Annotated in this window: 21 protein-coding genes; 4 read left to right on the plus strand and 17 right to left on the minus strand. The window is 43.6% G+C overall.

The window, feature by feature from the left end; all coding sequences use genetic code 11:
- Positions 1–12 precede the first annotated feature (12 nt).
- From B4K11_RS18055 to B4K11_RS18085, 7 genes are all read right to left on the minus strand, one after another.
- Complete coding sequence (locus tag B4K11_RS18055) at positions 13–1,536, minus strand: SpoVR family protein (protein ID WP_292954479.1); 1,524 nt, start codon at positions 1,534–1,536, stop codon at positions 13–15.
- Positions 1,533–2,819 (minus strand): YeaH/YhbH family protein, encoded by a 1,287-nt coding sequence (locus B4K11_RS18060; RefSeq protein ID WP_292954476.1) that lies wholly within the window; start codon positions 2,817–2,819, stop codon positions 1,533–1,535. The genes B4K11_RS18055 and B4K11_RS18060 overlap by 4 nt, the downstream gene beginning before the upstream one ends.
- An 89-nt stretch (positions 2,820–2,908) precedes the next feature.
- Positions 2,909–4,831: a PrkA family serine protein kinase gene (locus tag B4K11_RS18065; RefSeq protein WP_292954473.1), complete on the minus strand. Its 1,923-nt coding sequence runs from the start codon at positions 4,829–4,831 to the stop codon at positions 2,909–2,911.
- 190 nt (positions 4,832–5,021) lie between these two features.
- Positions 5,022–6,158: a dihydrolipoamide acetyltransferase family protein gene (locus B4K11_RS18070; RefSeq protein ID WP_292954470.1), complete on the minus strand. Its 1,137-nt coding sequence runs from the start codon at positions 6,156–6,158 to the stop codon at positions 5,022–5,024.
- Positions 6,155–7,138 (minus strand): alpha-ketoacid dehydrogenase subunit beta, encoded by a 984-nt coding sequence (locus B4K11_RS18075; protein WP_292954467.1) that lies wholly within the window; start codon positions 7,136–7,138, stop codon positions 6,155–6,157. The genes B4K11_RS18070 and B4K11_RS18075 overlap by 4 nt, the downstream gene beginning before the upstream one ends.
- A complete protein-coding gene (pdhA, locus tag B4K11_RS18080) occupies positions 7,135–8,220 on the minus strand; it encodes a pyruvate dehydrogenase (acetyl-transferring) E1 component subunit alpha (RefSeq protein WP_292954464.1) in 1,086 nt (361 codons plus the stop codon). Before pdhA ends, B4K11_RS18075 begins: the two co-directional genes overlap by 4 nt.
- Before the next feature lie 32 nt (positions 8,221–8,252).
- Positions 8,253–9,296 carry a Leu/Phe/Val dehydrogenase gene (locus B4K11_RS18085; RefSeq protein WP_292954576.1) on the minus strand — a complete coding sequence of 348 codons (1,044 nt, stop codon included), beginning with the start codon at positions 9,294–9,296 and terminating at the stop codon, positions 8,253–8,255.
- Positions 9,297–9,707: 411 nt separating this feature from the next.
- On the opposite strand from B4K11_RS18085, the gene B4K11_RS18090 reads away from it, so the two are divergent.
- Positions 9,708–10,925, plus strand: coding sequence for a L,D-transpeptidase family protein (locus B4K11_RS18090; RefSeq protein WP_292954461.1), 1,218 nt, complete (start codon positions 9,708–9,710; stop codon positions 10,923–10,925).
- Positions 10,926–12,365 (plus strand): L,D-transpeptidase Cds6 family protein, encoded by a 1,440-nt coding sequence (locus B4K11_RS18095; RefSeq protein WP_292954458.1) that lies wholly within the window; start codon positions 10,926–10,928, stop codon positions 12,363–12,365.
- Positions 12,366–12,489: 124 nt separating this feature from the next.
- Here the strand turns inward: B4K11_RS18095 and B4K11_RS18100 are convergent, their stop codons facing one another.
- On the minus strand, positions 12,490–13,956 hold the full coding sequence (locus B4K11_RS18100) for a tetratricopeptide repeat protein (protein ID WP_292954455.1): 1,467 nt from the start codon (positions 13,954–13,956) through the stop codon (positions 12,490–12,492).
- A 179-nt stretch (positions 13,957–14,135) separates the two neighbouring features.
- Here B4K11_RS18100 and B4K11_RS18105 point away from each other — a divergent pair, with 179 nt between their 5' ends.
- The gene (locus B4K11_RS18105; protein ID WP_292954452.1) at positions 14,136–15,788 is read left to right on the plus strand and encodes a FecR domain-containing protein; all 1,653 of its coding nucleotides are present in this window, start codon (positions 14,136–14,138) and stop codon (positions 15,786–15,788) included.
- Positions 15,740–16,918 (plus strand): CHASE2 domain-containing protein, encoded by a 1,179-nt coding sequence (locus tag B4K11_RS18110; RefSeq protein ID WP_292954449.1) that lies wholly within the window; start codon positions 15,740–15,742, stop codon positions 16,916–16,918. The genes B4K11_RS18105 and B4K11_RS18110 overlap by 49 nt, the downstream gene beginning before the upstream one ends.
- 141 nt (positions 16,919–17,059) lie before the next feature.
- Here the strand turns inward: B4K11_RS18110 and purD are convergent, their stop codons facing one another.
- The 9 genes from purD to aroQ all read right to left on the minus strand — a co-directional run bounded on the left by purD (position 17,060) and on the right by aroQ (position 25,785).
- On the minus strand, positions 17,060–18,346 hold the full coding sequence (gene purD, locus B4K11_RS18115) for a phosphoribosylamine--glycine ligase (protein WP_292954446.1): 1,287 nt from the start codon (positions 18,344–18,346) through the stop codon (positions 17,060–17,062).
- Between the two features lie 109 nt (positions 18,347–18,455).
- Positions 18,456–20,036, minus strand: coding sequence for a bifunctional phosphoribosylaminoimidazolecarboxamide formyltransferase/IMP cyclohydrolase (gene purH, locus B4K11_RS18120; RefSeq protein WP_292954443.1), 1,581 nt, complete (start codon positions 20,034–20,036; stop codon positions 18,456–18,458).
- A 36-nt stretch (positions 20,037–20,072) separates the two neighbouring features.
- Positions 20,073–20,357, minus strand: coding sequence for a DNA-binding transcriptional regulator Fis (gene fis, locus B4K11_RS18125; protein WP_292954440.1), 285 nt, complete (start codon positions 20,355–20,357; stop codon positions 20,073–20,075).
- A gap of 20 nt (positions 20,358–20,377) precedes the next feature.
- Positions 20,378–21,364: a tRNA dihydrouridine synthase DusB gene (dusB, locus tag B4K11_RS18130; protein ID WP_292954437.1), complete on the minus strand. Its 987-nt coding sequence runs from the start codon at positions 21,362–21,364 to the stop codon at positions 20,378–20,380.
- A gap of 153 nt (positions 21,365–21,517) precedes the next feature.
- A complete protein-coding gene (locus tag B4K11_RS18135) occupies positions 21,518–22,453 on the minus strand; it encodes a DUF3426 domain-containing protein (RefSeq protein ID WP_292954434.1) in 936 nt (311 codons plus the stop codon).
- A 3-nt stretch (positions 22,454–22,456) separates the two neighbouring features.
- On the minus strand, positions 22,457–23,353 hold the full coding sequence (prmA, locus tag B4K11_RS18140) for a 50S ribosomal protein L11 methyltransferase (protein WP_292954431.1): 897 nt from the start codon (positions 23,351–23,353) through the stop codon (positions 22,457–22,459).
- Positions 23,354–23,483: 130 nt separating this feature from the next.
- Positions 23,484–24,824: an acetyl-CoA carboxylase biotin carboxylase subunit gene (gene accC, locus B4K11_RS18145; protein ID WP_292954428.1), complete on the minus strand. Its 1,341-nt coding sequence runs from the start codon at positions 24,822–24,824 to the stop codon at positions 23,484–23,486.
- Between the two features lie 31 nt (positions 24,825–24,855).
- Positions 24,856–25,308 (minus strand): acetyl-CoA carboxylase biotin carboxyl carrier protein, encoded by a 453-nt coding sequence (gene accB, locus B4K11_RS18150; protein WP_292954425.1) that lies wholly within the window; start codon positions 25,306–25,308, stop codon positions 24,856–24,858.
- A gap of 39 nt (positions 25,309–25,347) precedes the next feature.
- Complete coding sequence (gene aroQ / locus B4K11_RS18155; protein ID WP_292954422.1) at positions 25,348–25,785, minus strand: type II 3-dehydroquinate dehydratase; 438 nt, start codon at positions 25,783–25,785, stop codon at positions 25,348–25,350.
- Positions 25,786–26,074 lie beyond the last annotated feature (289 nt).

Raw genomic sequence — 26,074 nt, forward strand, 5'->3', positions numbered from 1 at the left:
TAAAAACATCCATTATGTTAATAGGTCAGGCTCTTCATCTTTAGACTGTTCTGGGCAGTGGTAGCTTTTACTGATGGTTCCGTCAGGAAAAACGGACTCCAAGTGTATGTCAAAACCCCACAGCCTGTGAATGTGACGCAGAACTTCGGAGGATGTTTCACTCAATGGTTGCTTGTTATGGATAAAATGCCTGAGTGTTAAACTGCGGTCTCCGCGAACATCAACATTAAAAATTTGAATATTAGGTTCTCTGTTACCTAAATTATATTGTGCGGCTAGGTCTTCTCTTATTTGTCGATAGCCTGATTCGTTATGGATAGCAGTGACGGCTAAATTGGCTTTTTCAGAGTTATCCATAATAGTGAACAGGTGTAACTCTCTTATTAAGTGGGGTGAGAGATACTGCAAGATAAAGCTTTCATCCTTGTAGTTCCGCATAGCGTAATCGAGTGTTTTCTTCCAATCGCTCCCAGCTATTTCAGGAAACCATTCACGATCTTCTTCAGTTGGGTTTTCGCATATACGTTTAATATCTTGCATCATGTTATAACCCAGCGTGTAAGGGTTAATACCATTGAAATAAGGACTATCGAAGGGAGGTTGGTATACGACACTGGTATGGGAGTGAAGGAACTCCATCATAAAACCCTCAGAAGCTAGCCCTTCATTGTGAAGCTGATGCAGTAAAGTGTAATGCCAAAAGCAGGCCCAACCCTCGTTCATGACTTGGGTTTGTTTTTGAGGGTAAAAATATTGTGCAACTTTACGGACTATACGTACTATCTCGCGCTGCCATGGTTCTAAAAGGGGGGCGTTTTTTTCAATAAAGTAAAGGATGTTTTCTTCGGGTTCTTTGGGGAAGTGAGGAGCTTCTTGATTACTTTCTTCCTCTTTTTTGGGGATTGTATTCCACAAATCATTTATATGACGCTGGATATATTCCTCGCGTGCTTGTTGCCTCTCTTTCTCTTCATCGGTGGTTAAAGGTTGAGGACGCATATAGCGGTTAACGCCGTAGTTCATTAAGGCGTGGCAAGAGTCGAGTAACTCCTCAACGGCATCGACACCGTATCGTTCTTCGCAGTGGCTGATATAGCTTTTAGCGAAAAGAAGGTAGTCTATAATCGCTGAAGCATCGGTCCATGTTTTAAAGAGATAGTTGCCTTTGAAAAATGAGTTATGGCCATAGCAGGCATGGGCAATAACGAGCGCTTGCATCGTAATGGTATTTTCTTCCATTAAATAGGAGATGCAGGGATCAGAATTGATCACGATTTCGTAGGCCAAGCCCATACGGCCGCGTTTGTAGTTCTGGTGCGTTTCTACAAACTGCTTGCCGAATGACCAGTGGTTGTAGTTCAGCGGCATCCCGATGGAAGCATATGCATCCATCATCTGTTCCGACGTAATGACTTCAATTTGGTTGGGGTAAGTATCTAAACCAAATTCAGCGGCTATTCTTCCGATCTCTTTATCGTATTCAGCAATAAGGTCAAAGGTCCATTCGGAACCTGTAGATATAGGCTTTTTTTTCATGCAGCCCCCTCAATTTTCTTCTCGAATAAGCTACGAAAAACGGGAAAGATATCGGCGGGTGTTTTAATCTGCTGCATTGCAAAGCATTCGGGCCATGCTGAGGTGAGTTTTTCATACTCATACCAGAGGTTCTGGTGAGCACCTGTGGTTATCTCTACATAAGCAAAATATTGAACCTGTTTTAGTATATTTTCACTTAATACTTGAGAGCATTTTGTAGAATCCCCATCCCAATTGTCTCCGTCAGAGGCTTGTGCAATGTAAATGTTCCAATCTGAAGGTGAGTATCGTTTCTCTATGATCTCAGAGGAAAGGTCTAATGCACTGGAAACGATCGTACCACCAGTTTCTCGCGAATAGAAAAACTCCTCTTCGTCTACCTCTTTTGCATGGGTATGGTGGCGGACAAAGACAACTTCAATCTGTTTGTAATTTCGTTTTAGAAAAAGATAGAGCAAGATAAAGAAGCGTTTGGCCATATCTTTAATGCTTTGTGTCATTGAGCCAGAAACATCCATGAGACAAAACATAACCGCTTTACTTGAAGGTACAGGGACTTTGATAAGATTGTTATATTTAATATCAAAGTCATCTAAGAAGGGGACTCGTTTTAGCTTTTTGGTTAACGAATCGATCTCCTCTTTCAACTGGTTTATTTGTTTTTCAATCTGTTCATTAGGGAGTAGGGGTTCTAATTCTGAAATCTCTTGTTTCAGCGCGCGAATCTTACGTCTATCTTTACCTGTTAGAGCGATTCGGCGTGCGTGTGCTGCTTTAAGCGAGCGAACGATATGTATTTTATCTGGGCTGCCAGCATTGGTGAAACCGGCTCTGCGTGTTTCATATTGAACGGTATTATTGAGCTGTTTTTTGACAAGGTATGGGAGCTCTAACCCATCAAACATAAAATCTAAAAACTCCTCTTGGTTGATTTGAAAGGTGAATTCATCTTCTCCCTCACCTTGATTACTTGCTTTACCTTCCCCAGGGCCACCACCTGAACCGCCCTGAGGGCGCTGGAATTCATCCCCTACAACAAACTCTTTGTTACCCGGGAATACCTTATTTCGAATACCTCCTTCTCCGTGGTGAAAGACGGGTTCTGAAATATCTCTTCTAGGGATGGTTACATTGCCGCCCTGTTCAATGTCTTGAATTGAACGGTTATTGACGGCATCTTCTACGGCATCTTTAATATGCTTTTTATAGCGGCGTAGAAACCTTTGGCGGTTAACCGTACTCTTGTTCTTTGAGTTAAGGCGACGATCGATGATGTAACTCATACTTCTATCCCCAAGACGGCTGATAAAATGCCTGAATATAAAAATTGGGCAGGCCATTGCCCAATTGAATGTCTTATATATTCATCTCGTTATTGCGACTTTCTTACGCGTATATACCATTCCGATAATAAACGGACTTGTTTTTCTGTGTAGCCACGTTTAATCATGCGTTTAACAAACTCACCATGTTTATTTTGCTCATCACTTGATCCTTTGGCATTGAAAGAGATCACTGGAAGCAGATCTTCTGTATTCGAGAACATTTTCTTCTCGATAACTGAGCGCATTTTTTCATACCCCATCCAAGAGGGGTTTTGCCCGTTATTATTGGCTCTAGCACGTAGTACAAAATTGACTATCTCATGACGGAAGTCTTTGGGGTTACTAATTCCTGCGGGTTTCTCAATTTTTTCGAGTTCTTCGTTAATGGCCTGTCTATCAAGAATATCACCGGTTTCAGGGTCTCGGTATTCTTGATCTTGAATCCAAAAATCTGCATATGTGACATAACGATCAAATATGTTCTGGCCGTACTCTGAGTAGGATTCCAAATAGGCGGTTTGTACCTCTTTTCCTAGGAATTCAATGTATTTAGGTGCAATAAACTCTTTTAAGAATCCAAGGTAGCGTTCTTGTGTTTCTGCTGGAAATTGCTGTTGTTCTATCTCTTTTTCAAGTACATAGAGAAGGTGCACAGGGTTTGCGGCAACTTCAGATGGATCAAAGTTGAATACTTTAGAGAGAATTTTGAAGGCGAAACGTGTGGATAGCCCATTCATCGCTTCATCAACGCCAGCAGAATCTTTATATTCCTGCATCGATTTGGCTTTAGGGTCAGTATCTTTTAAATTTTCCCCGTCATAAACTCGCATTTTTGAAAAGAGACTTGAGTTTTCAGGCTCTTTCATACGCGATAAAACGGTAAACTGTGCCAACATATTGAGCGTGTCTGGTGCACAGGGTGAATGATTCAATGAACTGTTTTCTAAAAGTTTTTCGTAAATATGAATCTCTTCAGTAACACGGCAGCAGTAGGGGACTTTGACGATATAAATACGGTCAATAAATGCTTCATTGGTTTTATTGTTTTTAAATGTTTGCCACTCTGATTCATTCGAGTGCGCTAGGAGTATGCCGTCATATGGGATCGCTCCCATTCCTTCGGTACTATTATAGTTTCCTTCCTGAGTTGCCGTTAAAAGTGGATGTAGCACTTTAATGGGTGCTTTAAACATCTCAACAAACTCCATCATTCCCTGATTTGCGCGGCATAGCGCACCAGAGAAACTGTATGCATCAGGGTCATGCTGAGGAAAATCTTCGAGCTTTCTGATATCAACTTTACCCACCAAGCTTGAGATGTCTTGGTTGTTCTCATCGCCGGGCTCTGTTTTGGCAATTGCGATCTGATCAAGGATCGAAGGGTATAGTTTTACGACACGGAATTTTGAGAGATCCCCACCGTATTCATGCAGTCTTTTTACCGCCCAAGGGGACATGATGCCTTTGATATAGCGCTTTGGGATGCCATATTCTTGTTCTAATATCTCGCCATCTTCTTCAGGTTTGAACAAACCTAAGGGTGATTCAAATACAGGTGAATCCTTAATGGCGTAAAACGGAATATTCTGCATTAGATATTTTAAACGCTCAGCCAGCGAGGATTTACCACCGCCAACAGGGCCTAATAAATAGAGTATTTGTTTGCGTTCCTCTAAGCCTTGAGCTGCATGCTTAAAGTAGGAAACAATATTCTCTATGGCTTCTTCCATACCATAGAATTCACTAAAAGCAGGGTAACGCTTGATTAACTTATTCGAGAAGATACGACTGAGTCTAGGATCTGATGCGGTGTCGACCATCTCGGGTTCACCAATGGCTTTTAGCATTCGTTCAGAGGCATCCGCATAAATTGTTGGATCTTCTTTACAAAGCTGGAGGTACTCGTCCAAGCTATATTCTTCTTGCTGTACAGAATCATAGCGGGCTTTATAATGGTCAAAGATACTCATAGATGTCACCTTTTTGCAGCCTAGTGTTGCTATGGACTAAAGACTGTTTCGATCAAAAGTTTCTAGTAAAAAATATTCAGCCTATATTGTCAGTGTAGTTCAGAATTTTTAATTCTGGCGGCTTAATGTTATTTCTTTGATTAATTTTTTCTCAAAATGTCTTTATAAAAAAGCCTTTTTAATTAAAGGGTTATATGGACTGTTTTTTTAAATCTTCAATTATTGTCATTAAAAAACGTGAAGCTTCCCCGCCTGTTAATGCCCGATGATCAAAGCTAAGAGAGAGAGGAAGTATTTGTTGTATCTCTATACGGTCGTCAATGACGCAGGCTTCTTTACGGATGACGCCCGCACCTAAAATAGCTACCTGAGGTGGTACGATAATAGGATTGGCATAGCGGCCAGTCATAGTTCCAAAATTACTCAGAGTTATGGTTGATCCCTGCAGCTCTTTTGCTGGAATTGTGCGTTTTTTTACATCACTCCTTAGGAGGTCCAAGCCGGCCCTTAGGTCCGCCTGAGTTCGATTACCTATATCTCTTAGGACGGGTACAAAAAGCCCTTGTTCAGTATCAACCGCCACACCTAAATCGATTCTGCTATGTATTCGTCTACTCAAAGATTCTCCATCAAACCAGGCATTGAAAGAGGGTTGGATTTTGCAGCCTTCCGCAATGGCATGTATGAGTCGTATAGTCACGTCTGTCCCTTCGGGCCAGGCGTTGATATTAGCATCCTCGTTAATGGTGACCGGTACGACTTCTGAATGGGATTTAATCATCGCCAAGGCCATGTGTTTTCGAACACCGCGTAAAGGCTCTGCTTTACCATGGGCTTGTTCCAATTTTGCAGCTTTCTCAATATCAGCCGGTGTGATGTGCCCATCATGTCCACTGCCTTTGATATGTGACAGTTCAATGTTTAAACGTTTAGCTAAAGCTCTAACTGCGGGTGTGGCTCGGCTAGATGAACGGTTGAGGGCTTGAGTTGAACGTGTACTGGGTGCTGCTCCAATAATAAATTCGTCGCTACTGCCGTTGCCTTTTGCAGCTTGGGGTATCTCTCCTACTACTGTGCCAGAATCTTGATCATCATTGCCTTCAAACTCGAGAAGAGGCTCGCCTGTATGGATTGTTTCACCGGGTTGGCCGAATAAATGAGCCACTTTACCTTGCTGGGGGGAGGGTACTTCGATTATGGCTTTTGCAGTTTCTACTGATACAAGAGGCTGGTCTAAATCAACAGTATCACCTTCATTCACATGCCATTCTAGTATCTCTGCTTCAGGTAAACCTTCACCTAAATCGGGTAATTTGAAATATTTCATACAAACTCCATTGTTTGGGTGACTGCATCTATAATATCTTGGCTGTTTGGAAGGTAATGATTTTCTAAGCGGAAATAGGGCATTATGGTGTCGTAGCCAGTCACACGTGCGATAGGCGCTTGAAGGTCAAGTAGTGCATTTTCGGCGACAGACGCTGAAATATCTGCGCCCACGCCGCCACTACGAGCGGCCTCATGAATAATGACTAAGCGCCCTGTTTTCTTAACAGAAGATAGGATTGTTTCCATATCAAGGGGATTTACGCTGGCAACATCGATAACTTCGCACTTGATATTACTGTCTGCCAGAGCCTCCGCTGCAGCAAGGGTTTCGCTGATCATTGCTCCCCAGCTGACGAGTGTGATATCGCTACCCTCCTTAAGGGTGAAGCAGCGTCCTATAGGAAGAGCAATGGCATTGTCATCTATCTCTTGTTGCTGACTGCGGTAGATCCGTTTTGGCTCTAAAAATATGACTGGATCAGGGTCGCGTATAGCGGCTAATAGTAAACCGTATGCACGGGCAGGGGAGGAGGGAATTACAACTTTGAGTCCGGGTATATGGGCCAGTAATGCTTCAGTACTTTCGGAATGATGTTCTGGCGCGTGAATACCTCCGCCAAACGGTGCACGAATGACGAGTGGGCAGCTTAAACGGCCGCGAGTACGGTTTCTGATTCGAGCCGCGTGACAGATGATCTGCTCTAATGCTGGAAAGATGAAGCCCATAAACTGGATTTCAGCGATAGGTTTCAAGCCCTGGCTTGCCATGCCTATACTCAGCCCTGCAATCATGGTTTCGGCTAAAGGAGTATCCATGACACGTTTAACGCCAAATTCATCTCTTAGGTTATCGGTGGCTCTAAAGACTCCACCGTTGACGCCTATATCTTCACCTAAGGTAATAATTTCTTCATCACGGCGCATCTCAGAAGCGAGTGCAAGATTAACCGCTTCAAGTAAACAGACGTTATGTTTCATGACGACTCCCCTTCTTGATAGTGGCTCCCTCCAGTCATCGCACGAACTTCAGCCCAATCTCGCTGTTCTTGTAATTGCTCTGTAGGTTCGAAGTACAGATAATCAAACATACTGCTAACAGGTTGAGGCGGCATCGCAACATATTTATCAGCTGCGGTTTGCACCAGTGTGCTGATCTTTTCATGCAAGGCTTGTTCTTTTGATTCATCCCATAACTGTTGGGACACTAAATAATTACGTAGTCGTTTTAGCGGCTCTTTTTCCCATGCGACTTTAAGCTCATCGCTAGGGCGATAACGGGTCGCATCATCTGCGGTTGTGTGGTCACTTAAACGATAACTGATCGCTTCAATCAGGGTTGCCCCTTTACCTTCATAAGCGCGGTTGAGTGCTTGTTGTACTGCTTGCTGCATAGCAATAGGGTCATTACCATCGACCTGCATACTGGGGATGCCTGCCGCTAGTCCTTTGTCAGCTAACTGAGCGGCGGCTGATTGAATATGACGCGGTACTGATATGGCCCATTGGTTATTATTGATAATAAAGACCACGGGTAGCTGCCACACGCCTGCAACGTTCAGTGCTTCCATAAAATCACCTTTGGAGGTGCCGCCGTCTCCAATGAGTGTCACTGCTGCTCGTTTTTGGTTGCGAATTTTAAATGCTGAAGCTACGCCACAGGCATGCAAACTTTGAGTTGCAATAGGTACCGCGTTTGGAAAATCCTGTTGCATTTTTTCGGCTGCATTACCTCGTTCATCTCCTCCCCAGTAGAGCAGAACCTCCTCAAGAGGAACGCCTCTCGTTATTTGACAAGCATGATTGCGATAGTAGGGCACGAGTACATCATTTTTTTGCATAGCTAAGGCTGTGGGGACATCAATAGCTTCAGATCCTAGAAGGGAAGCGTAGGTACCTAATTGCCCTGTTCGCTGAAGTGCAATTGCTTTTGTATCAAATTGACGCGAAAGCACCATGAAGTGATAGCAGCGTAATAACCAGTCAGACGTGCAAGTGTTGGGCAAGTCTTGCGTCTTGTTTCCTTCAGGATCAAGGTACTGAAGTGGGTGAATGCTAGTCATTTTTTGCCTCCTGCCGTTGCCTAATTTACTGATTAGGCGACAGAGTGAATTTCTTCAGATGCGTTGATAATCGCTTCTGCTTTTTCGTTAGCTATCCTGTGAATACTGTGTTCGCTGCGCTCTGAATCTCTATAGATTTGATGTAAAGATGGGCCAATCTGTAGGATCTTATGGTGTATAGCGGCTATTGATTTCTGTGCGTGCTGTAAGGATACAAATATGAGCCCGCCGGAATTAATTAGGTAATCTGGAGCGTATAAAATGCCGCGCTCTGAAAGCAGATCGCCATGTCGCTCTTTCTCTAATTGGTTGTTGGCCGATCCCGCTACAATAGAAACTTGTAGTTGTTTGATCGTGTCTGTATTTAGAATGGCGCCTAAACCACAAGGGCAGAAAATATCTGCAGGAGTGTTGTAAATCTCTTCAGGCTCTACAGATTTTGCTGAGAAATGCTCTTTACATAGTTGAATTTTACTTGGGTCTATATCAGTCACGGTTAAGCGTGCGCCCGCTTGATGGAGTAACCTGGCAACTTCATAACCTACATGACCTAATCCTTGAATACTGACATGAAGGCCGGTTAGATCTTTTCTTCGTAGTTTGAATTCAACCGAAGCTTTAATACCTTCAAAGACTCCAAGTGCGGTATAGGGGGATGGATCTCCACTGGTACTTGTGCAGGTTACCCAATGGGTGCTTTTCTTGATTTGGTCCATATCAGTGACTTGGGTTCCGCTGTCCATTGCGGTGATATATTCCCCATTTAAGATATTGATATATGCTCCAAAACTGCGCATTAATGCGGCTCGATCAAAAGGCTGATTTGGAACGATGACAACTGCTTTTCCTCCACCATGGGGGAGGCCTGCGAGAGCTGCTTTATAGCTCATACCTTGAGCCAGCCTTATAGCATCAGTTATTGCATCGGCATCGTCAGTGTAAGGAATAAACCGACAGCCACCGATGGCTGGACCGCGAACCGTAGAATGAATAGCCACGATGGCTTTTAGTTTGGTTTCGGCATCGTTAAAAAAGTGTAAGCGTTGCGTTGCATAGCTTTCCATCTGTTTAAACATCACGGGGTCCTCCGTTAGTCGACAGGAAAATAGCCTGCTGCGTTCGCTCTTATTCATCATGGGTGGGTCACACTTTGATGATAAAATTGAACACGTTTCTTACTGGAGAGTTTTATAGGCTCTCTACTTTGGAATAGCACATCTTTAGGCAAAACCCCGAAGAAAAAATTCATTTTTTATCTGTTTTTTTGACTATTTTGATGTTTTTAGAGGGAGTTATACGCTCAAAAAATTAATTAAATCTTTGAGTTAAATGAAGTTTTGCGCATTTAAATTGGCAGGAAGAAAAAAAGCGGCGTTTTTTAGGGTATTCTGAATTGAAATAATCGCTTATCTGTATAAATTAAGTCCAATTATGAGTGAATATCGTTATAATCATGAACTAAATCGGTTTAAAGGTTATTTGGGCAAATGAAGAAGGGATTAGTCTGTTCTCTGGTCGTATTTACGGCATTTATCTTATCCGGAAAGCTTGCCGCTGAAGGAACAACAGAGAGCCCCTATGGTTTATCTGAAGGTAATGAAGAGCTTCTACTCAGCGGTTTAAAAAACCTAAGTACTCATGAGCTAGATTCTGCTTTAACTGATCTTAAACAGTTAACAGAGCGCCGCCCTGATTTTCGTCTTGCCCAACTAGTTTATGCCGATATCCTCGCTGCTCAGGCTCAGGGTTCTCCTCTTAGTAGTAGTGGCAGCAGTAATCACCACAAAAAGAAGATAGATGGCCTCATCTCTGAAGCAAAAGTTCGTGTGCTTATGGAGATGGAGAAGCCTTCCAGCAATATGCTACCTGCGGATATGCTGAAGCTTGCGCCAGGGCAAAAACACATTATTGTTGTTGATACGCGTTTATCTCGTCTTTTCCTCTTTGAAAACCGTGAAGGAGTTCCTTTTCTGGTTAAAGATTTTTATGCCTCTTATGGTCGAGGAGGCACAGGTAAAGAGAAGCGAGGCGATCTTAAAACCCCTCTGGGTGTTTATTTCATTACGAATCGTTTGGAGGATGAAAACCTTCCATCTAGATACGGTTCTGGCGCATTACCCCTTAATTACCCCAATGTTTGGGATGAGCGCTTAGGGCGAACAGGCAGTGGAATTTGGTTACATGGTTCACCGGTAGAAACCTACAGTCGGCCACCCAAAGCGAGTGAAGGTTGTATCTCTCTGACCAACCCTGATTTTATCGATCTGGATCTTGAAATAAGCTTTAAAGACACTCCCGTCCTTGTAGGAAATAACATACGTTGGATAGATAAAGCGGATTGGCTGGAGCAACGTCAACGGTTTAATGGCTTGATTGAGCGTTGGGCGGCTGATTGGGAAAGCCTAGATCATAACCGCTATATTGAAAATTATGCGAATGCTTATAGTGATGGGAAAAGAAATTTTACACAGTTTGCTAGCTATAAAAAACGTGTAAACGGTAGTAAGAAGTTTATTGATATTGGCGTAAATGATTTAAGTTTATATCGCTATCCGGATAACCCTGATCTAATTGTTGCTACGTTTGTGCAAGATTATAACAGCAGTAATTTGAAGGGAAGTTCCGTTAAACGCCAATACTGGACGTTTGAAAATAATCGTTGGCGCATCGCCTATGAGGGCAAACCTTCTCAAGGTAAGCAATAAATGACTGATTCAGGGATGAGCTCTGCAGAGCTTCTATTAAGTAATCTTAATGATCATCAGGTTATACGCATCGAAGGGCGTGTGGCGTGGATGACCAGTCTGGTGGGATTGATAAAGGAAGATCAGCCTGATCATATAGAGTTTACGGGTGAGCTCACACTTCAAGGTTTACAAGCCGAACTAGCGGATTATTTATCAGTTGAGCCGGGTGCATCTTTCATTCAACAAGCGCTTAAATTGCGTCTTGCTGCTGGAAATAAATTACTCCTTATTGTTAACAGTGAAGAAGTTGATACTCAAGCATTAACCTACCTTTTGGGCCTACCTTCGATTTGTGACGAAGAAGGCTCTGCGGTTACCGTTCTATTGTTAAGCACACCCGATCTACTATCCGCTTTAAAGTCGACCCCTTCATTAGCTGCCAAACTTGATGGTTATTATCAAGAAGATAAGGATGACGTTGCGACGACAGGCTTGAATATCAATAAAACAGCAGTCGCTGCGGCGGTTTCTCTGTTAGTTATTGGTATAGGTGGTTGGTATATGACTCAGCAGTCCTCTATTGATATCGACCCACCTTCACCGAACCTAGTGAATACAGACTCTTCCTCTAAAGAGAGCGCTAGTGTCGCGCAAAATAGCGTAAAAGAACCACAGAAAGAGCTTTTGTCTCAACAAGAAATAGCATCTGAAAGCATTGCCGGTGGAGTTGTAGAATCTACAACCGGTACTGTCGAATCACCGTCTGTTGAGTCTAAGTTAGAGCCTGTAGCCGTTACAGTGCATGAAGCTTCAACTGTTGAAGGAAAAGTAGATGCAAATTTGGCCGCTGACTTAGCTGCCACAATAGAGCAAGCGAAAGCAAAAAAATCAGGTGAAGCGAAAATACTGACTGTTACTGCGGTTGAAGCGAACACCCGTAAAACGAATGTAAGTACTGAGCCGTCTAGTAAAAATATAGAAACGGCATTAAGAGATAACCCCACGCCAGAAATGCCTAAAATTAGAACTGAAGAAGCTGTGCCTCCGATGGTATTTAAGCCTGTTAAATCAGTCGCCAGCTTAAATAACGAAGCCGAAGTTCGAAAGGTTGTGGATAACTGGGGTAAAGCGTGGAAATCCCAAGATTGGGAATCTTATATTGGTAGCTATGTTCAACATACCAACTTATATGGTGTGAAAATGTCTATTGAAGAGTGGCGAGCATTTCGTAAAAAACGTTTGTTAACACCTGAATGGATTAAATTGGAGTTGGGTAAGCCTAAATATACTCGCCTAAATACCCACTGGTACCGTGTAGAATTTTATCAGCGCTTTGAAAAACCTGGTTATGCTGATGAGACAACAAAACGCTTAGAGTTAACGTTGACCTCTTATGGCTGGAAGATTGCATCTGAAGCCGCAGACGGAACGATTGTTCTTAAGCGCCCTGGCGGATAGTGGTTTAGAATTTTACTTGTAGAAACCCACCCGTAATATACGTGTTTTTGGGTATAGTCCGAGGAACTAAAAAAAGCTGATGGATTACATCAGCTTTTTTGTATGTGACTTAACTCTTTTTATATTAACGGATCAAACCTAAGCTTTTCTCTAGGCTGATTTTCCACTGGCCGTTTGAATTGACGAGCATAACGCGTTTTCTCACAGCATCTTTGTAGGTGTCAGATTGATAGCGTTGCTCAAAGCGCGCTTCAGCTAGATTTTCTCGAAGCAGTTTTACACTGATATTATTGAGGCTAACTTTGATGAATTTAGGCTTAGTGATACGTTGCTCACGCTGTTGAACCCATTGATTATGAGTCAACTTCGCATTAGGGCGGTAAACGTCTGTGTAGGTTGCGATGTAGCCTTTGTAATCTTTATTGCTCCACGCATTTGCCCAATTCAGCAGGTTGTTTGTGATCTGCTGCTCTGCGGTATTCGCTTTAGGTTGATCCGTTGAAGTCACAACCTCTTGTGGCTTAGATGTTTCTTTCGCTTTAACAGGATTGATTACTTTATTCGGCTTTGTTTGAGTCTGTTCTTTAGTTACCGCAGCGGTGACCACGGCGGGTTCGTTTACAAGTGAGGTAACTTCAACTGTTTTGCTGGTGCCTGTTTCTACTTTAGCTGCAGATTTTACGGGCGCAGGAGTAACTACGGTAGCAAGCTGAGCCGGTTTTTTTACTACTTTGTTGGCTGCGACTACAACTAACTGTTCTGAAGTACTATTCGTAAGATCCCTAGGTAAACGGTTTATCATTGCCAACTCTGGGCCCGCTGACTCGCTGCCCAGGTCAAGTGCTTTGTTATAAGCTTGAGAGGCCAGCGTGGCATAAAGCTCTTTCAGGTTTGTGTGCACCTGAGCGTAACTTGGGTGTGTCTGGAAGGCCTGCTGTAATGTGTCAATTGCTTCTGGAAAGTTACCTTCCTCCGCATAAATGACCGCTAGATTATTAAACGCTTCTGGTCGACCAGGATAGGCTGTCATTAGCTGCTTGAATATTTGTTTTGCAGCGTTTCTATCACCTTTGTTACTAAGAATAATACCTTTGGCAAGCGTTGCCGATGCCATGTTTGGGTTGTCTCTAATAATCACATCAAGACGGTTGAGTGCTTCCTGGTGCTTGCCTTGTTGGCTTAGACTAAGGATTTTTGTGAGTTCGGGAGAGCTATGCTGTGGCGTTTGAGTTGCGATACTAACGGTGGATATGTAATTAGGGACTGCCACCGTTTTTGCTTCAATGGTGTTAGTTGGTTGAACTTTACCTTCGATGATCGCTTGTTTCTCTTGTTTCATCCAAGAGCGAACTTCAGCCAGTTTAGATGCCATCCATTCTTCATCAACTTCTGTAATACGTAAATCAGCTTGTGGGGCTGCTTTATCTTCATCGCAACTATATTCATTTGCTCTGCCACCATTGTAGCAATAGCCACTCTCAGCTTGTTTTTGAGCTAAGGGAGCGCAGCCTGCAAGGACGGAAGTAGAAATCAGTACGGTAATTGTATTACGTAATAAATTTTTTCTGGAATCTAGTTCAAATTTCAGCATGGGTTAAGGCATGTCAGGTGATTATTTAGCCCATGATTATACGCATATAGAGATTTAAGTCATATTCAAACATGTGTTTTTCAATACTGGTTAGATAGACGAATAAGTGGGAGAATAATGAGCGGTTTTTCCTTTGATATTTAACTGATAAATATACGCCGATTTAGGATGTTAGCTCCGTGACGAAATTGAGACAAAGTTTAGCCTTACTATTCGTTTTATCTCTTTCTTGTACCGCTTATTCGGAAACCGATAATGAGTGGGATTATGCGATGCAGCCGGGGGAGTCTTTATGGAGCATTGCGCATGAACTGCTAACAGATTGGCGAGAATGGAAAACAATAGAACGAATCAATAATGTAAATAATGATCGGCAGATGCTTCCTGGTACGGTTATTAAGATTCCTCGAAAGCTAATTAATGAGTATCGCTCAGATATAACCATACTTGATGTAACAGGCACCGTAACTGCGCAAGTAGTGATGAATGAAGGCGGTGCGAAAGCGTATTTTCCATTAGTGCGCGGGCAAAGTTTAGGTCAGGGGGATGAGATAAAAACCTCTAAACAATCGTCAGTATTACTGGAGTTTGATGATGGAACTCAAGTCCTTATCTTGGAAAATAGCCTACTTAGAATTAAGCAGGCAACTGTTGTAGGTAATAAACGCAAAGTTGTTGATATCAAAGTTTTTTTACAAGAGGGAGAGGCTGAAGTTCGAGCTAATCCTACGAAAGTGCCGGGATCCCAGTTTCTAATTGATACACCAGTGGCTTTCGCGACGACAAAAGGGACGACTTACAGAGTACGTGCTCAAGATAAGAGTACAGCGGCTGAAGTGATAGAAGGTCGTATTGGAGTGGGTAATGATCAAGGTCGCACGGCTGTACGTCAAGGCTTCGGGACGTTGACTAAAGAAAATAGCGCACCACAACCGCCCAAGAAGTTGCTGCCCGCGCCGGTTGTTCCAGATTTGAGCCAGCCTATACGTTATCTTCCGGGTAAGTTGGTTTGGGATACGCTGGACGGGGCAAAAGAGTACCGTGGTCAGATTTCACCGGATAAAGATTTCAACGCGATTGTTTATGATTCAGTATCAGCCCAGCCTAAAATGGGGCTGCCCGTTTCATTGTTGGATCAAACCTATTGGTTACGAGTTAATGCGATAAGTGAAAACGGTTTACAGGGGTATTCATCTTTACAGCCTATTCGTATTGATGCGCATCCATTTCCACCGGTAAGGCAGGGGCCACGCTCCACGGATTCAATTTACGCAGGACTGGTTGATTTTTCATGGTCAAAACCAGAAGGGGCATCAACTTATCAGGTAGATATTGCACGTTCAGAAAAATTTACGGATCTATTAAAGTCTGTTGAAGGTATTGCGGATACTGCTCTTTCCACGGAAATTTTGCAGCCGGGGAATTATTACTGGCGTGTGACGAGTGTTACGGCTCAAAGTAAAATGGGGCCTGTTGGATTTGCGGGTAAGTTTACGGTGAAACCTGTGCCTCCTAAGCCAGAGATGAAGGAGCCTGTAAGTACTGAGAATGAGATATTTTTTAGCTGGCAGGAAGAGCAGGATATCAAGTTCTACCAGCTACAGTTGTCGAAGGACGAAGAGTTTATAGAATTGGTTGTGGATAAAGAAACAGATAAGGCGGAACTTGCGATCGATAAACCGCAAGCGGGTACTTACTACATGCGAGTTCGAGCTTTTGACTTTGATGACTATGCGGGTGAATGGACGGCCCCTCAACAGATTGAACAGCCAATTGAAAACTGGTGGCCTGTGATCTTTACGGGAGCGGCAACAGTGTTGTTAATGTTGTAATGCAGCGCGGTATTAGGCTCCTTCTTTTATTTATCCCGCCATTAATTGTTGTGATTATGGTGGGTGTTTCTCCTTTATCTGCTTGGTTTGACCGAGTGGTTTATGATCTGCTCAGTCAGCAATACAGGTCAGCATCACAGGTTGATACCGATGTAGTGATTGTCGATATTGATCAAGAGAGTATAGAAAAGCTCTCAGGTTGGCCTTTTAACCGTGAAGTTCATGCTTCTGTAATTGAGGTGTTGACGGAATCCGAAGTCTCTTCCATCACTTATAATGTGGCTTTTGCTGCCCCTGATAGGGGCCCTAAGTCAGGTGATTCTAAGCTATTGAATGCTATTCAAGCGAGTGAACGTGTCGTTCTGCCTCTTATTGCTGAAGAGGGTAAAGAGTTAGGTCCTTTGGCTAGAATGAAGTTAGAAGGGGCTGTGCTTGGGCATGCTGATATGCCTCTTGATAGCGATGGTCGTCTTAGGCGTAGTTATCTTTATGCGGGTATGGAATTTCCTCGTTGGCCTAGCTTAGCCTTAGCAACTTTGCATACCTATGCACCAGTTAAGGCTGATCTGTTTTCTGGTTTAAGAACGCCTTATCTTCATGTTGGGTTTTCTAAGCATTGGAGTCGTGATTATGAAGTGCTGGTTCCTTTTGGTTTAAATGAATTTGTTGAATCTATTGAGCGTATCTCTTTATTGGAATTGCTCTCTGGTGAAGTTGCTAGTGATCAATTGAGAAACAAAGCGGTCTTTGTGGGCTTAAAAGATGAGCGTATTGAGCGGAAACTTCAGGTCGCTGGGAATGGTCGATTTTCTGCAACTGAGCTTCATGCGTTTAACTTTAGTGCGCTCAGTCGTGACTACACACTTTCTCCTTCGTTGCCCGTTTGGGCGATTGTTTTAGGCGTGTTATTAACTTTATGTTGGGGATGTTTCTTTTTAAAACTTGCCTTAAGTCTACGTATAATGGCGCTAGTCGCTTGTGTTGTAATAGCCTGTATACCCTGTTTTTTCCTAGCTATTGGCTACTGGATAAGTGTGCTGCCGATGTTGGTGGGAGTGGTTATGATGAGTGTGGCTGTATATATGCGTCGTTTACTTTTTCAACGAACGTTAAAGAGTGTGAACGCCTGAGATACATGACTTTTATTTGAGAACTTCAATAAAAAAGGCCCCTAATTTAACCCGTATAAACAGGAAAAATTAGAGGCCTTTTTTGTCATAACTAGCAACTATAAGAAGTGGCTAGTTATGAACTATTTAAATCGTACTTCTTTAGCTGTTTTGTTCACGCGCAATCGCACGGTAAGCGATGTCAGTACGGAAATACGCACCTTCCCAGCTTACCTCTTCAAGCAGTTTATAAGCACGCTCTTGTGCTTCAGTCACTGTATCGCCAAGAGCGGTAACACATAACACGCGTCCGCCAGCAGTCACAACATTGCCATCTACAAGCTTGGTGCCTGCATGGAATACTTTGCTGCCTTCAGGGCATTCAGCAGGGAAGCTAATAACATCGCCTTTACCGTATTCTGCAGGGTAGCCGCCAGCAGCCATTACAACGCCAACGGCTTTGCGGTCATCCCACTCAGCTGTTGTTTCATCAAGCTTCTTATCAAGTGCAGCGTTACACATATCAACCAAGCTAGATTTTAAACGTAGCATGATCGGTTGTGTTTCTGGATCGCCAAAGCGACAGTTATATTCGATAACTTTTGGTGTGCCGTCTTCTTGAATCATCAGGCCAGCATACAAAAAGCCGGTGTATTCATTGCCCTCAGCCTTCATGCCATTAACGGTAGGCATAATGACTTCGTCCATGATGCGCTGATCGATCTCAGGCGTAACGACAGGAGCAGGGGAGTATGCACCCATGCCGCCGGTGTTTGGTCCTGTATCACCATTGCCAACACGTTTGTGATCTTGGCTGGTTGCCATCGGGAGAACATTGTCGCCATCAACGATAACAATGTAAGACGCTTCTTCGCCCTCAAGGAACTCTTCGATCACAACGCGGCTGCCCGCTTCACCGAAAGCGTTGCCTGCTAGCATATCTTTGATCGCGTCTTCAGCTTCTTCAAGGGTCATCGCTACGATAACGCCTTTACCTGCCGCTAGGCCGTCTGCTTTAACAACAATCGGAGCACCTTTTTCACGAACGTACGCTAGGGCTGGTTCGATCTCTGTAAAGTTCTCATATTCTGCTGTTGGAATCTGCTGGCGTGCTAAGAAGTCTTTTGTGAATGCTTTAGAGCCCTCTAACTGTGCAGCGCCTTCCGTTGGGCCAAAGATGCGTAGGCCATCTTTTTGGAAGTGATCTACAATACCGGCTACAAGCGGTGCTTCTGGGCCAACAATAGTTAGATCAATATTGTTCTCTTTAGCGAAAGAAGATAGGCCATCTAGATCTAATACATCGATCTGAATGTTTTGCATTTTCTCTTCTTGCGCTGTTGCTGCATTACCCGGTGCAACAAAGATCTTTTTCACTTTTGTGTCTTGTGCCACTGACCATGCTAGGGCATGTTCACGACCACCGGAACCAATAATAAGTACGTTCATTTATCTATTCCTCAAACAGTAAACCCCGCGCCTAGAATATCTAGACCGGGGTTTTAGGGCAATAAGCCTACTCAGGTTGAATCTTGTAACAGGCTTATCGCATATAAGCTTAGTGACGGAAGTGACGCATGCCTGTGAAGACCATTGCCATGCCGTGTTCATTTGCCGCATCAATAACTTCTTGATCTCGCATAGAGCCACCCGGCTGGATAACAGCCTTGATGCCCGCAGCTGCTGCAGAATCGATACCATCACGGAATGGGAAGAAAGCATCAGATGCCATGACGGAACCTTTAACTTCTAAACCTTCATCTGCCGCTTTAATACCAGCAATTTTAGCGCTGTATACACGGCTCATCTGACCCGCGCCTATACCGATGGTTTGACCATCTTTAGCATACACAATGGCATTCGATTTAACCGCTTTAGCCACTTCCCAGCAGAATAATAGATCGCGGATCTCTTGTTCCGTTGGCTGAATTTTTGTTACCACTTTAAGTTCAGAAGCGTCGACACGACCTAGATCACGGTCTTGAACCAATAAACCACCATTCACGCGTTTATAGTCAAAGCTATGTGCGCGATCAGCAGACCATTCGCCACACTGAAGTAGGCGAACATTGGGTTTAGTCGCAATAACGTCAGATGCCTCTTGGGTGACTGTTGGTGCAATAATCACTTCAACAAACTGACGCGCAACGATTGCTTCTGCTGTTTTACCATCAAGCTCTCTGTTGAACGCGATGATGCCACCAAAAGCAGATGTTGGATCAGTCTGGAAGGCACGATTGTATGCTTCTAGAATATCACCGCCAACTGCTACGCCACATGGGTTAGCGTGCTTAACGATTACACATGCCGGCTCATTGAATGGCTTAACACATTCAAGTGCTGCATCAGTATCTGCAACGTTGTTGAAGGAAAGCTCTTTGCCTTGTAGCTGACGCGCTGTAGCAACAGATGCTTCGGCAGGGTTTTCTTCTACGTAGAACGCCGCGCGCTGGTGAGGGTTCTCTCCGTAACGCATATCCTGAGCTTTAATAAATTGAGTGTTGAAAGTACGAGGGAATGTTGCTGCTTTGTCCTCTTCACCTTCAACAATAGCGCCTAGGTAATTTGCAATCATGCCATCGTAACCGGCAGTATGCTCGAAAGCTTTAACGGCTAGGTTGAAACGAGTTGCGTGAGTTAGACCTTTTTGCTCATCTAGCTCAGACACGATGTTATCGTAATCAGATGCATTCACGACTATCGCAACATCTTTATGGTTCTTCGCAGCGGAGCGAACCATTGTTGGACCACCAATATCGATGTTTTCAATCGCCATAGGTAGATCGCAATCTGGACGAGCAATCGTTGCAGCAAACGGGTAGAGGTTTACAACAACCATGTCGATTGGCTGGATATCATGTTCAGACATGATGCCGTCATCCTGACCGCGACGTCCTAAAATACCACCGTGTACTTTAGGGTGTAGCGTTTTTACGCGGCCATCCATCATCTCTGGGAAGCCGGTGTAATCAGACACTTCTACTGCAGGGATATTATTCTCTTTTAGTAGTTTATAAGTGCCGCCAGTAGATAGGATCTCAACGCCGCGAGTATTAAGCGCTTGTGCGAATTCAACGATACCTGATTTGTCAGATACGCTGATCAAAGCACGGCGAACGGAAGTGATGTTCTCAGCCATTTTGTCTGGATTCCGAATAGTCAAAAAAATGAGTGATTAAAGCAGGTTGTACTGCTTCAGTTTTTTACGAAGCGTACCGCGGTTAAGGCCCAGTAACTGGGATGCTTTAGTCTGGTTGTCTTTCGTATAGGTCATTACAGTTTCGAAAAGTGGGGCTTCTATTTCAGAAAGCACCATCTGATAGACATCTGTTACCGGCTGTCCATCTAGCTGACGAAAATAGCTGTTTAATGACTGCTCTACGTTGTCACGAAGTGTGTGACTTGCAGCTTCAGCTGAATTGGGAGCGATTGTTGGTTGTTTAATTTCTTTATATTCCACAGTACTAATTATCCAATCTATTAGGCCGCCACACCGTTATTTAAAGCATTATCGAAGTATTCTTCGATAGCGGAGGCCTGTTCTGCTGCTGTTTCAATGATATTAAATCGTTTACGAAAATTGCTACCATCTGGCTTATTTTGCAAATACCACCCTACGTGTTTACGTGCGATACGAACGCCTAAGTAATCACCGTAGAATGAATGTAGCTCCTGCAAGTGAGCCAGTAATGTACTCTTTACTTCTTCCAATTTTGGAGGGGGCAGAATTGTACCTGTTCTTAGATAATGATCAATCTCTCTAAGGAGCCAAGGTCTGCCTTGAGCAGCTCTGCCGATCATTACTGCGGAACATCCTGTATGCTGAAGAACCTTAAGTGCTTTCTCTGGTGATGTGATGTCACCATTTGCAAACACTGGAATTGAGATCGCTTCAGCAATACTGGCGATGGTGTCGTATTCAGCCTCTCCTTTATACCCACAACTTCGAGTACGGCCATGTACAGCGAGCGCTTGAATGCCTGCATCTTCTGCTATATGTGCGACAGAAAGTGCATTTTTGTTGTTTGTATCCCAGCCTGTTCGGATTTTTAACGTAACAGGAACATCGACTGCTTCAGTCACAGCATGGAGAATGTCGCTTACCAATTGCTCGTCTTTCAATAAAGCTGAACCCGCCGCTTTATTACAAACTTTTTTGGCAGGGCATCCCATATTGATATCAATAATTTGAGCGCCTCGTTGCACATTCATCACTGCCGCGTCAGCCATCATTTCCGGATCGCCACCTGCAATTTGAATGGAGCGAGGTTCTACTTCCCCTGTATGGTTCAAGCGATAAGTCGATTTACGTGATTTCCATAATCGCGTATCCGATGTCACCATTTCCGATACAACTAAGCCTGCCCCCATGCGTTTGCATAACTGGCGAAAAGGCCGGTCCGTTACACCTGCCATTGGTGCCAAAATTACCTGGCTATCAATGGTGTATGGGCCAATTTTAAACATGCCTAGCCTTAAAAAATGGTTATAAAGACATCCTCAGCATCATTAAATGACACGGTCGATTGGGATATCAGGGAGGCGGATAATCATACTCCTAAGGTGGAGAGTCTCCAAGATATTTTTTGATGATTTTTTGTACAATTTGCACTTGATTTTTTATAGTTCAGGCGCTATTAGCTCTGCTCTGTAGCTAAGTGCGCGCGTACCTGGAGACATGAGCTCAATTGAGATCGTGGTGGTTTTATTTATAGGAATCAGTCTATCTGTATTTTCTTTGAACGCTTCCGTCGATGCCCCTTCTGTTGAGGGAATGAAGTACTGGTTTGGTTGAAATAGGCGGTTGGCAACGGGGCGACCTTTTAAGTCAGAGAAGTGTAGGGCAAAGGCAGGGTAAGGTTGTTCGAAGTCCGCTGAATTATGTAGTGTTAAGTTGACCGTAATAGCACCTTCTATCTCTGGATGAGGAGAGACGGTGAGTTGTTGATTTGTCAGCTTTTCTAGATTGAAACGTTGCGGGAGTTTGCATTCAATATGTTGACAAAGGGTGTGGTAAAGAGGTTGATAGTGTTCTACCCAATAGAGTGTTGCTCGGTTGAACCATATATATTGTGAGGCGAGTCCGCCTAGGGTGATTATTAATAGAAAAGACCAGACAAGGCTTCGTTGGTGAGGCTCTATTTTAGTATGGCTTAAGATGATCCTTTCACGTTGAATTGTGAGGGTTGGAATATCTTTTTCTGTCTGTGTAACTTCTTGTATAGGCCGTGAATGAGTGTTTCTAGCTTTGCTTAGGTCCGCGCTCGTTGTTTCTTTTTTGCTCTTATTTTTTTTTGCTATTTTCAATGGCTTGCTGTGCGAAGCCTGATGCAGAATATCATCCTCAGGGATGGGACTAACGGGATGACGTTTTTCGATTTCTGTTGAGGTCTTGTGATTAGGGGTATCTTCTCGCGGGATGTTATCAAGGGCGGAAAAAACATGAAGGCAGTTACCACAGCGGACCTGACCATCCGCTATTTTTAACTGCCCGGGAGTTACTTTAAAAAGCGCTATACAGTGAGGGCACTGGGTAATAATAGTTTCACTGCCCATTATCTAGCCACGTTTAGAGCCTGTAACTCTGATCCAGCCATCTTTTTCCGCAACTGGGTCTAAGTCAAACCATTGAGAATAGGCTTCTCTTATTTCGTTTTCTTGTGCTTCCAATAAACCTGACAAGCAAAGTTTCCCGCCAACCTTTACCAAATCAGCGAGTGTAGGCGCTAGTTCGACGAGCGGCCCTGCAAGAATATTGGCAATAAGAGTGTCTGCTTTATCGTTGGGCGTATTTTCCGGTAGGAATACATGCAGAATGTCGTCAGGTTGATTATTGCGTAGTAAGTTATCTTTGGTTGCTTGCAGGGCTTGTGGATCAATATCGACACCAATCGCTTTTTCTGCACCGAGAAGTAAGCCGGCTATGCCTAATATCCCTGACCCGCAACCGTAATCAATAAGGTATTCATCTTCTAATGCTTGCGAATCAAGCCATTCTAAGCATAAGGCGGTCGTTGGGTGTGTTCCTGTACCAAAAGCTAAGCCTGGATCGAGCATAAGATTAATCGCATCTGGATTAGGGGCGTCACACCAGCTAGGACAGACCCAAAGGCGCTCACCGAACTGCATCGGATGATAGTTATCCATCCACTCTCGTTCCCAATCTTTATCTTCTAAAATCTCTGACTTTACAGATGGCAATGGTGTATCGGGAAAAAGTTGTTGATGCCCTTGTTTGATGAAACGAAGAGTCTCTTCGAGGTTGTGCTCTGTGGCGAAGAGTCCCGTTATTGTTGTATTACTCCATAATGGAGTAGTACCCAGATCAGGCTCAAAAATAGGTTGGTCTTCACTGTCTTCGAAAGTAACGGCTGCACATCCTGCACTGAGTAATAGATCTTCATAAGATTCTGATAGATCAGGGGTCGTTCTAATTTTAATTTGCAGCCAAGGCATAATGATTATTCCATATCAAACAGTTAGACGGCTTAATAGTATCAGTCATCGTATGGGGGATGAATAGATAGAGGAGGTTTCTAGAAAAGAAAAAACCCGCTTTAAAGCGGGTTTTTTGCAAGAGCATGTTTTATAAACCGAGCTTTTTCTCAAGGTAATGGATATTTACACCACCTTCTTGGAAGTTAGGGTCTTTGACAATCTCTTGTTGTAGAGGAATGTTGCTTCTAATGCCATCTACTAGCATTTCGTCTAGTGCAATGCTCATGCGTTTTAACGCAGTTTCACGATCTTCACCAAAGCTAATGAGCTTAGCAATCAGTGAATCATAATGAGGAGGTACGGTATAACCGTTGTAGATATGAGAGTCTACACGGATGCCGATGCCGCCAGGTGCATGGAAGTGCTTGATCGTACCAGGGCATGGAAGGAATGTTTTAGAATCTTCCGCATTGATACGGCATTCAAACGAATGACCTTGGACTTTAATGTCTTCTTGTTTAAGGGACAGTGGTAAGCCAGAAGCGATACGTAGCTGTTCTTTAACAATATCAACACCCGTTATCATTTCGGTAACTGGGTGTTCAACTTGAACGCGGGTATTCATTTCAATGAAATAGAAACCACCGTTCTCATATAAGAACTCAAATGTCCCCGCGCCGCGGTAACCGATTTTAATGCATGCATCAACACAAGATTGTAATACCTGAGCGCGTGCATCTTCATCAAGGTGGGGAGCTGGTGCCTCTTCAACAACTTTCTGATGACGACGTTGCATGGAGCAATCACGGTCATAAAGATGGATAGCATTCCCTTGACCGTCTGCCAGTACTTGTACTTCTACATGGCGTGGGTTTTCAAGGTATTTCTCCATGTATACAGTGTCATCACCAAACGCAGCAGCCGCTTCTGATTGTGTAACACGGATGGAGTTACTCAGCGCTGCTTCAGAATGAACAACACGCATGCCACGTCCGCCACCACCTGAAGCTGCTTTGATGATAACAGGGTAGCCAATACGTTTAGCAATCGCTTGGATTTCTTCTGGATCTTCAGATAATGCGCCATCTGAACCAGGTACCGTAGGCACGCCAGCTACTTTCATCGCTTCAATAGCCGAAACTTTGTCACCCATTAAACGGATAGTTTCAGCTTTAGGGCCTATAAAGGCGAAGCCAGAACGTTCTACTTGTTCAGCAAAGTCTGCATTCTCAGCCAAAAAACCATAGCCTGGGTGAATGCCTACTGCGTCAGTAACTTCAGCTGCAGCAATGATAGAAGGTACATTTAAATAGCTTTTTGCTGATTGAGCCGGCCCAATGCAAACAGCTTCGTCTGCCAAGCGGACATGCATTAGATCTTTATCAGCCTGAGAGTGGATAGCAACGGTCTTAATACCCAACTCTTTACAAGCTCGCAGAATACGAAGCGCTATTTCGCCTCGGTTCGCTATAACTACTTTATCGAGCATCGAAGGTGATCCTTGTTTATGCGTTAAAGGCTTAAACGATTGTTACTATAGGTTGATCGTATTCAACCGGCTGGCCATCTTCAACAAGGATAGCTTCAATAACGCCAGCTTTATCCGCTTCAATCTGGTTCATCATTTTCATTGCTTCAACGATGCAGATTACGTCACCAGCTTTCACTGTTTTTCCTACTTCAATGAAAGCAGGGGAGCTAGGTGAAGGCGCTGTGTAGAATGTGCCTACCATAGGTGATTTAACTACGTGGCCATTGGATACAGGCGCTTCCGGAGCCGCTTCAACAGCAGGAGCTGCAGCAACCGGTGCTGGAGCAACCGGTGCTGCTACAGGTGCTGTAGGGTAAGGTGCAGCAACAACTTGTGATCCGCGGCTGATACGTACGGATTCTTCACCTTCTTTGATTTCGATTTCGTTGATGTTGGATTCTTCCAACAATTCAATCAGTTTTTTGACTTTGCGAATGTCCATTCTGATCTCAATCTCTCTAAAGCTTACAATAAATAGATATTAAGCAATCTGCTTGACAGCAGATTGCAAAGCAAATTCGTACCCTTGAGCACCAAAACCGCAGATTACTCCTTGCGCTACATCCGATAGATATGAATGGTGGCGAAAGGATTCTCGAGCATGCACATTGGATAAATGAACTTCAATAAAAGGAATATTCACTCCTAATAATGCGTCACGCAATGCAATGCTTGAGTGTGTAAAAGCGGCCGGGTTAATAATAATGAAAGCAACTTTTTCTTCTTGAGCTTGATGGATCCGCTCAATCAAAACGTATTCTCTATTGCTTTGACAATGTAATAGCTCATGGCCGTGATCTTGTGTCTGCCGGGCTAGCTTTTGGCAAATATCATCGAGTGTATCGGTGCCGTAAACCTCAGGTTCACGCCTTCCTAACAAATTTAAATTAGGACCGTTTAGTAACAGGATCTTTGCCATAGTCTTTTCCTGAAAATAGGCAGAACAACTAAATCAACCTCCCTAGTTTGCCGGAGTCTTTTTCCATTGTCTATAACTTAGCATTTTTTTAGTGTTTTCCATCATTTTTGGCGAAATTACCTCCTAAATCGTTGCTAAGACTGTATGTAAAGTGAATATTTACTGCGTTTGTGTATTAGTTTTTATTAATATTAGGTCTTTTGGTTATGCTTTATGTTATTTAGCATCAAGATTGTTGACGTTGGCTTCATTATTATGGATATTGCAACGCGGAAGTCTTGTTTTTAGT

The sequence above is a fragment of the Neptuniibacter sp. UBA6509 genome, assembly GCA_002435145.1.
Classification (GTDB): Bacteria; Pseudomonadota; Gammaproteobacteria; order Pseudomonadales; family Balneatricaceae; genus Neptuniibacter.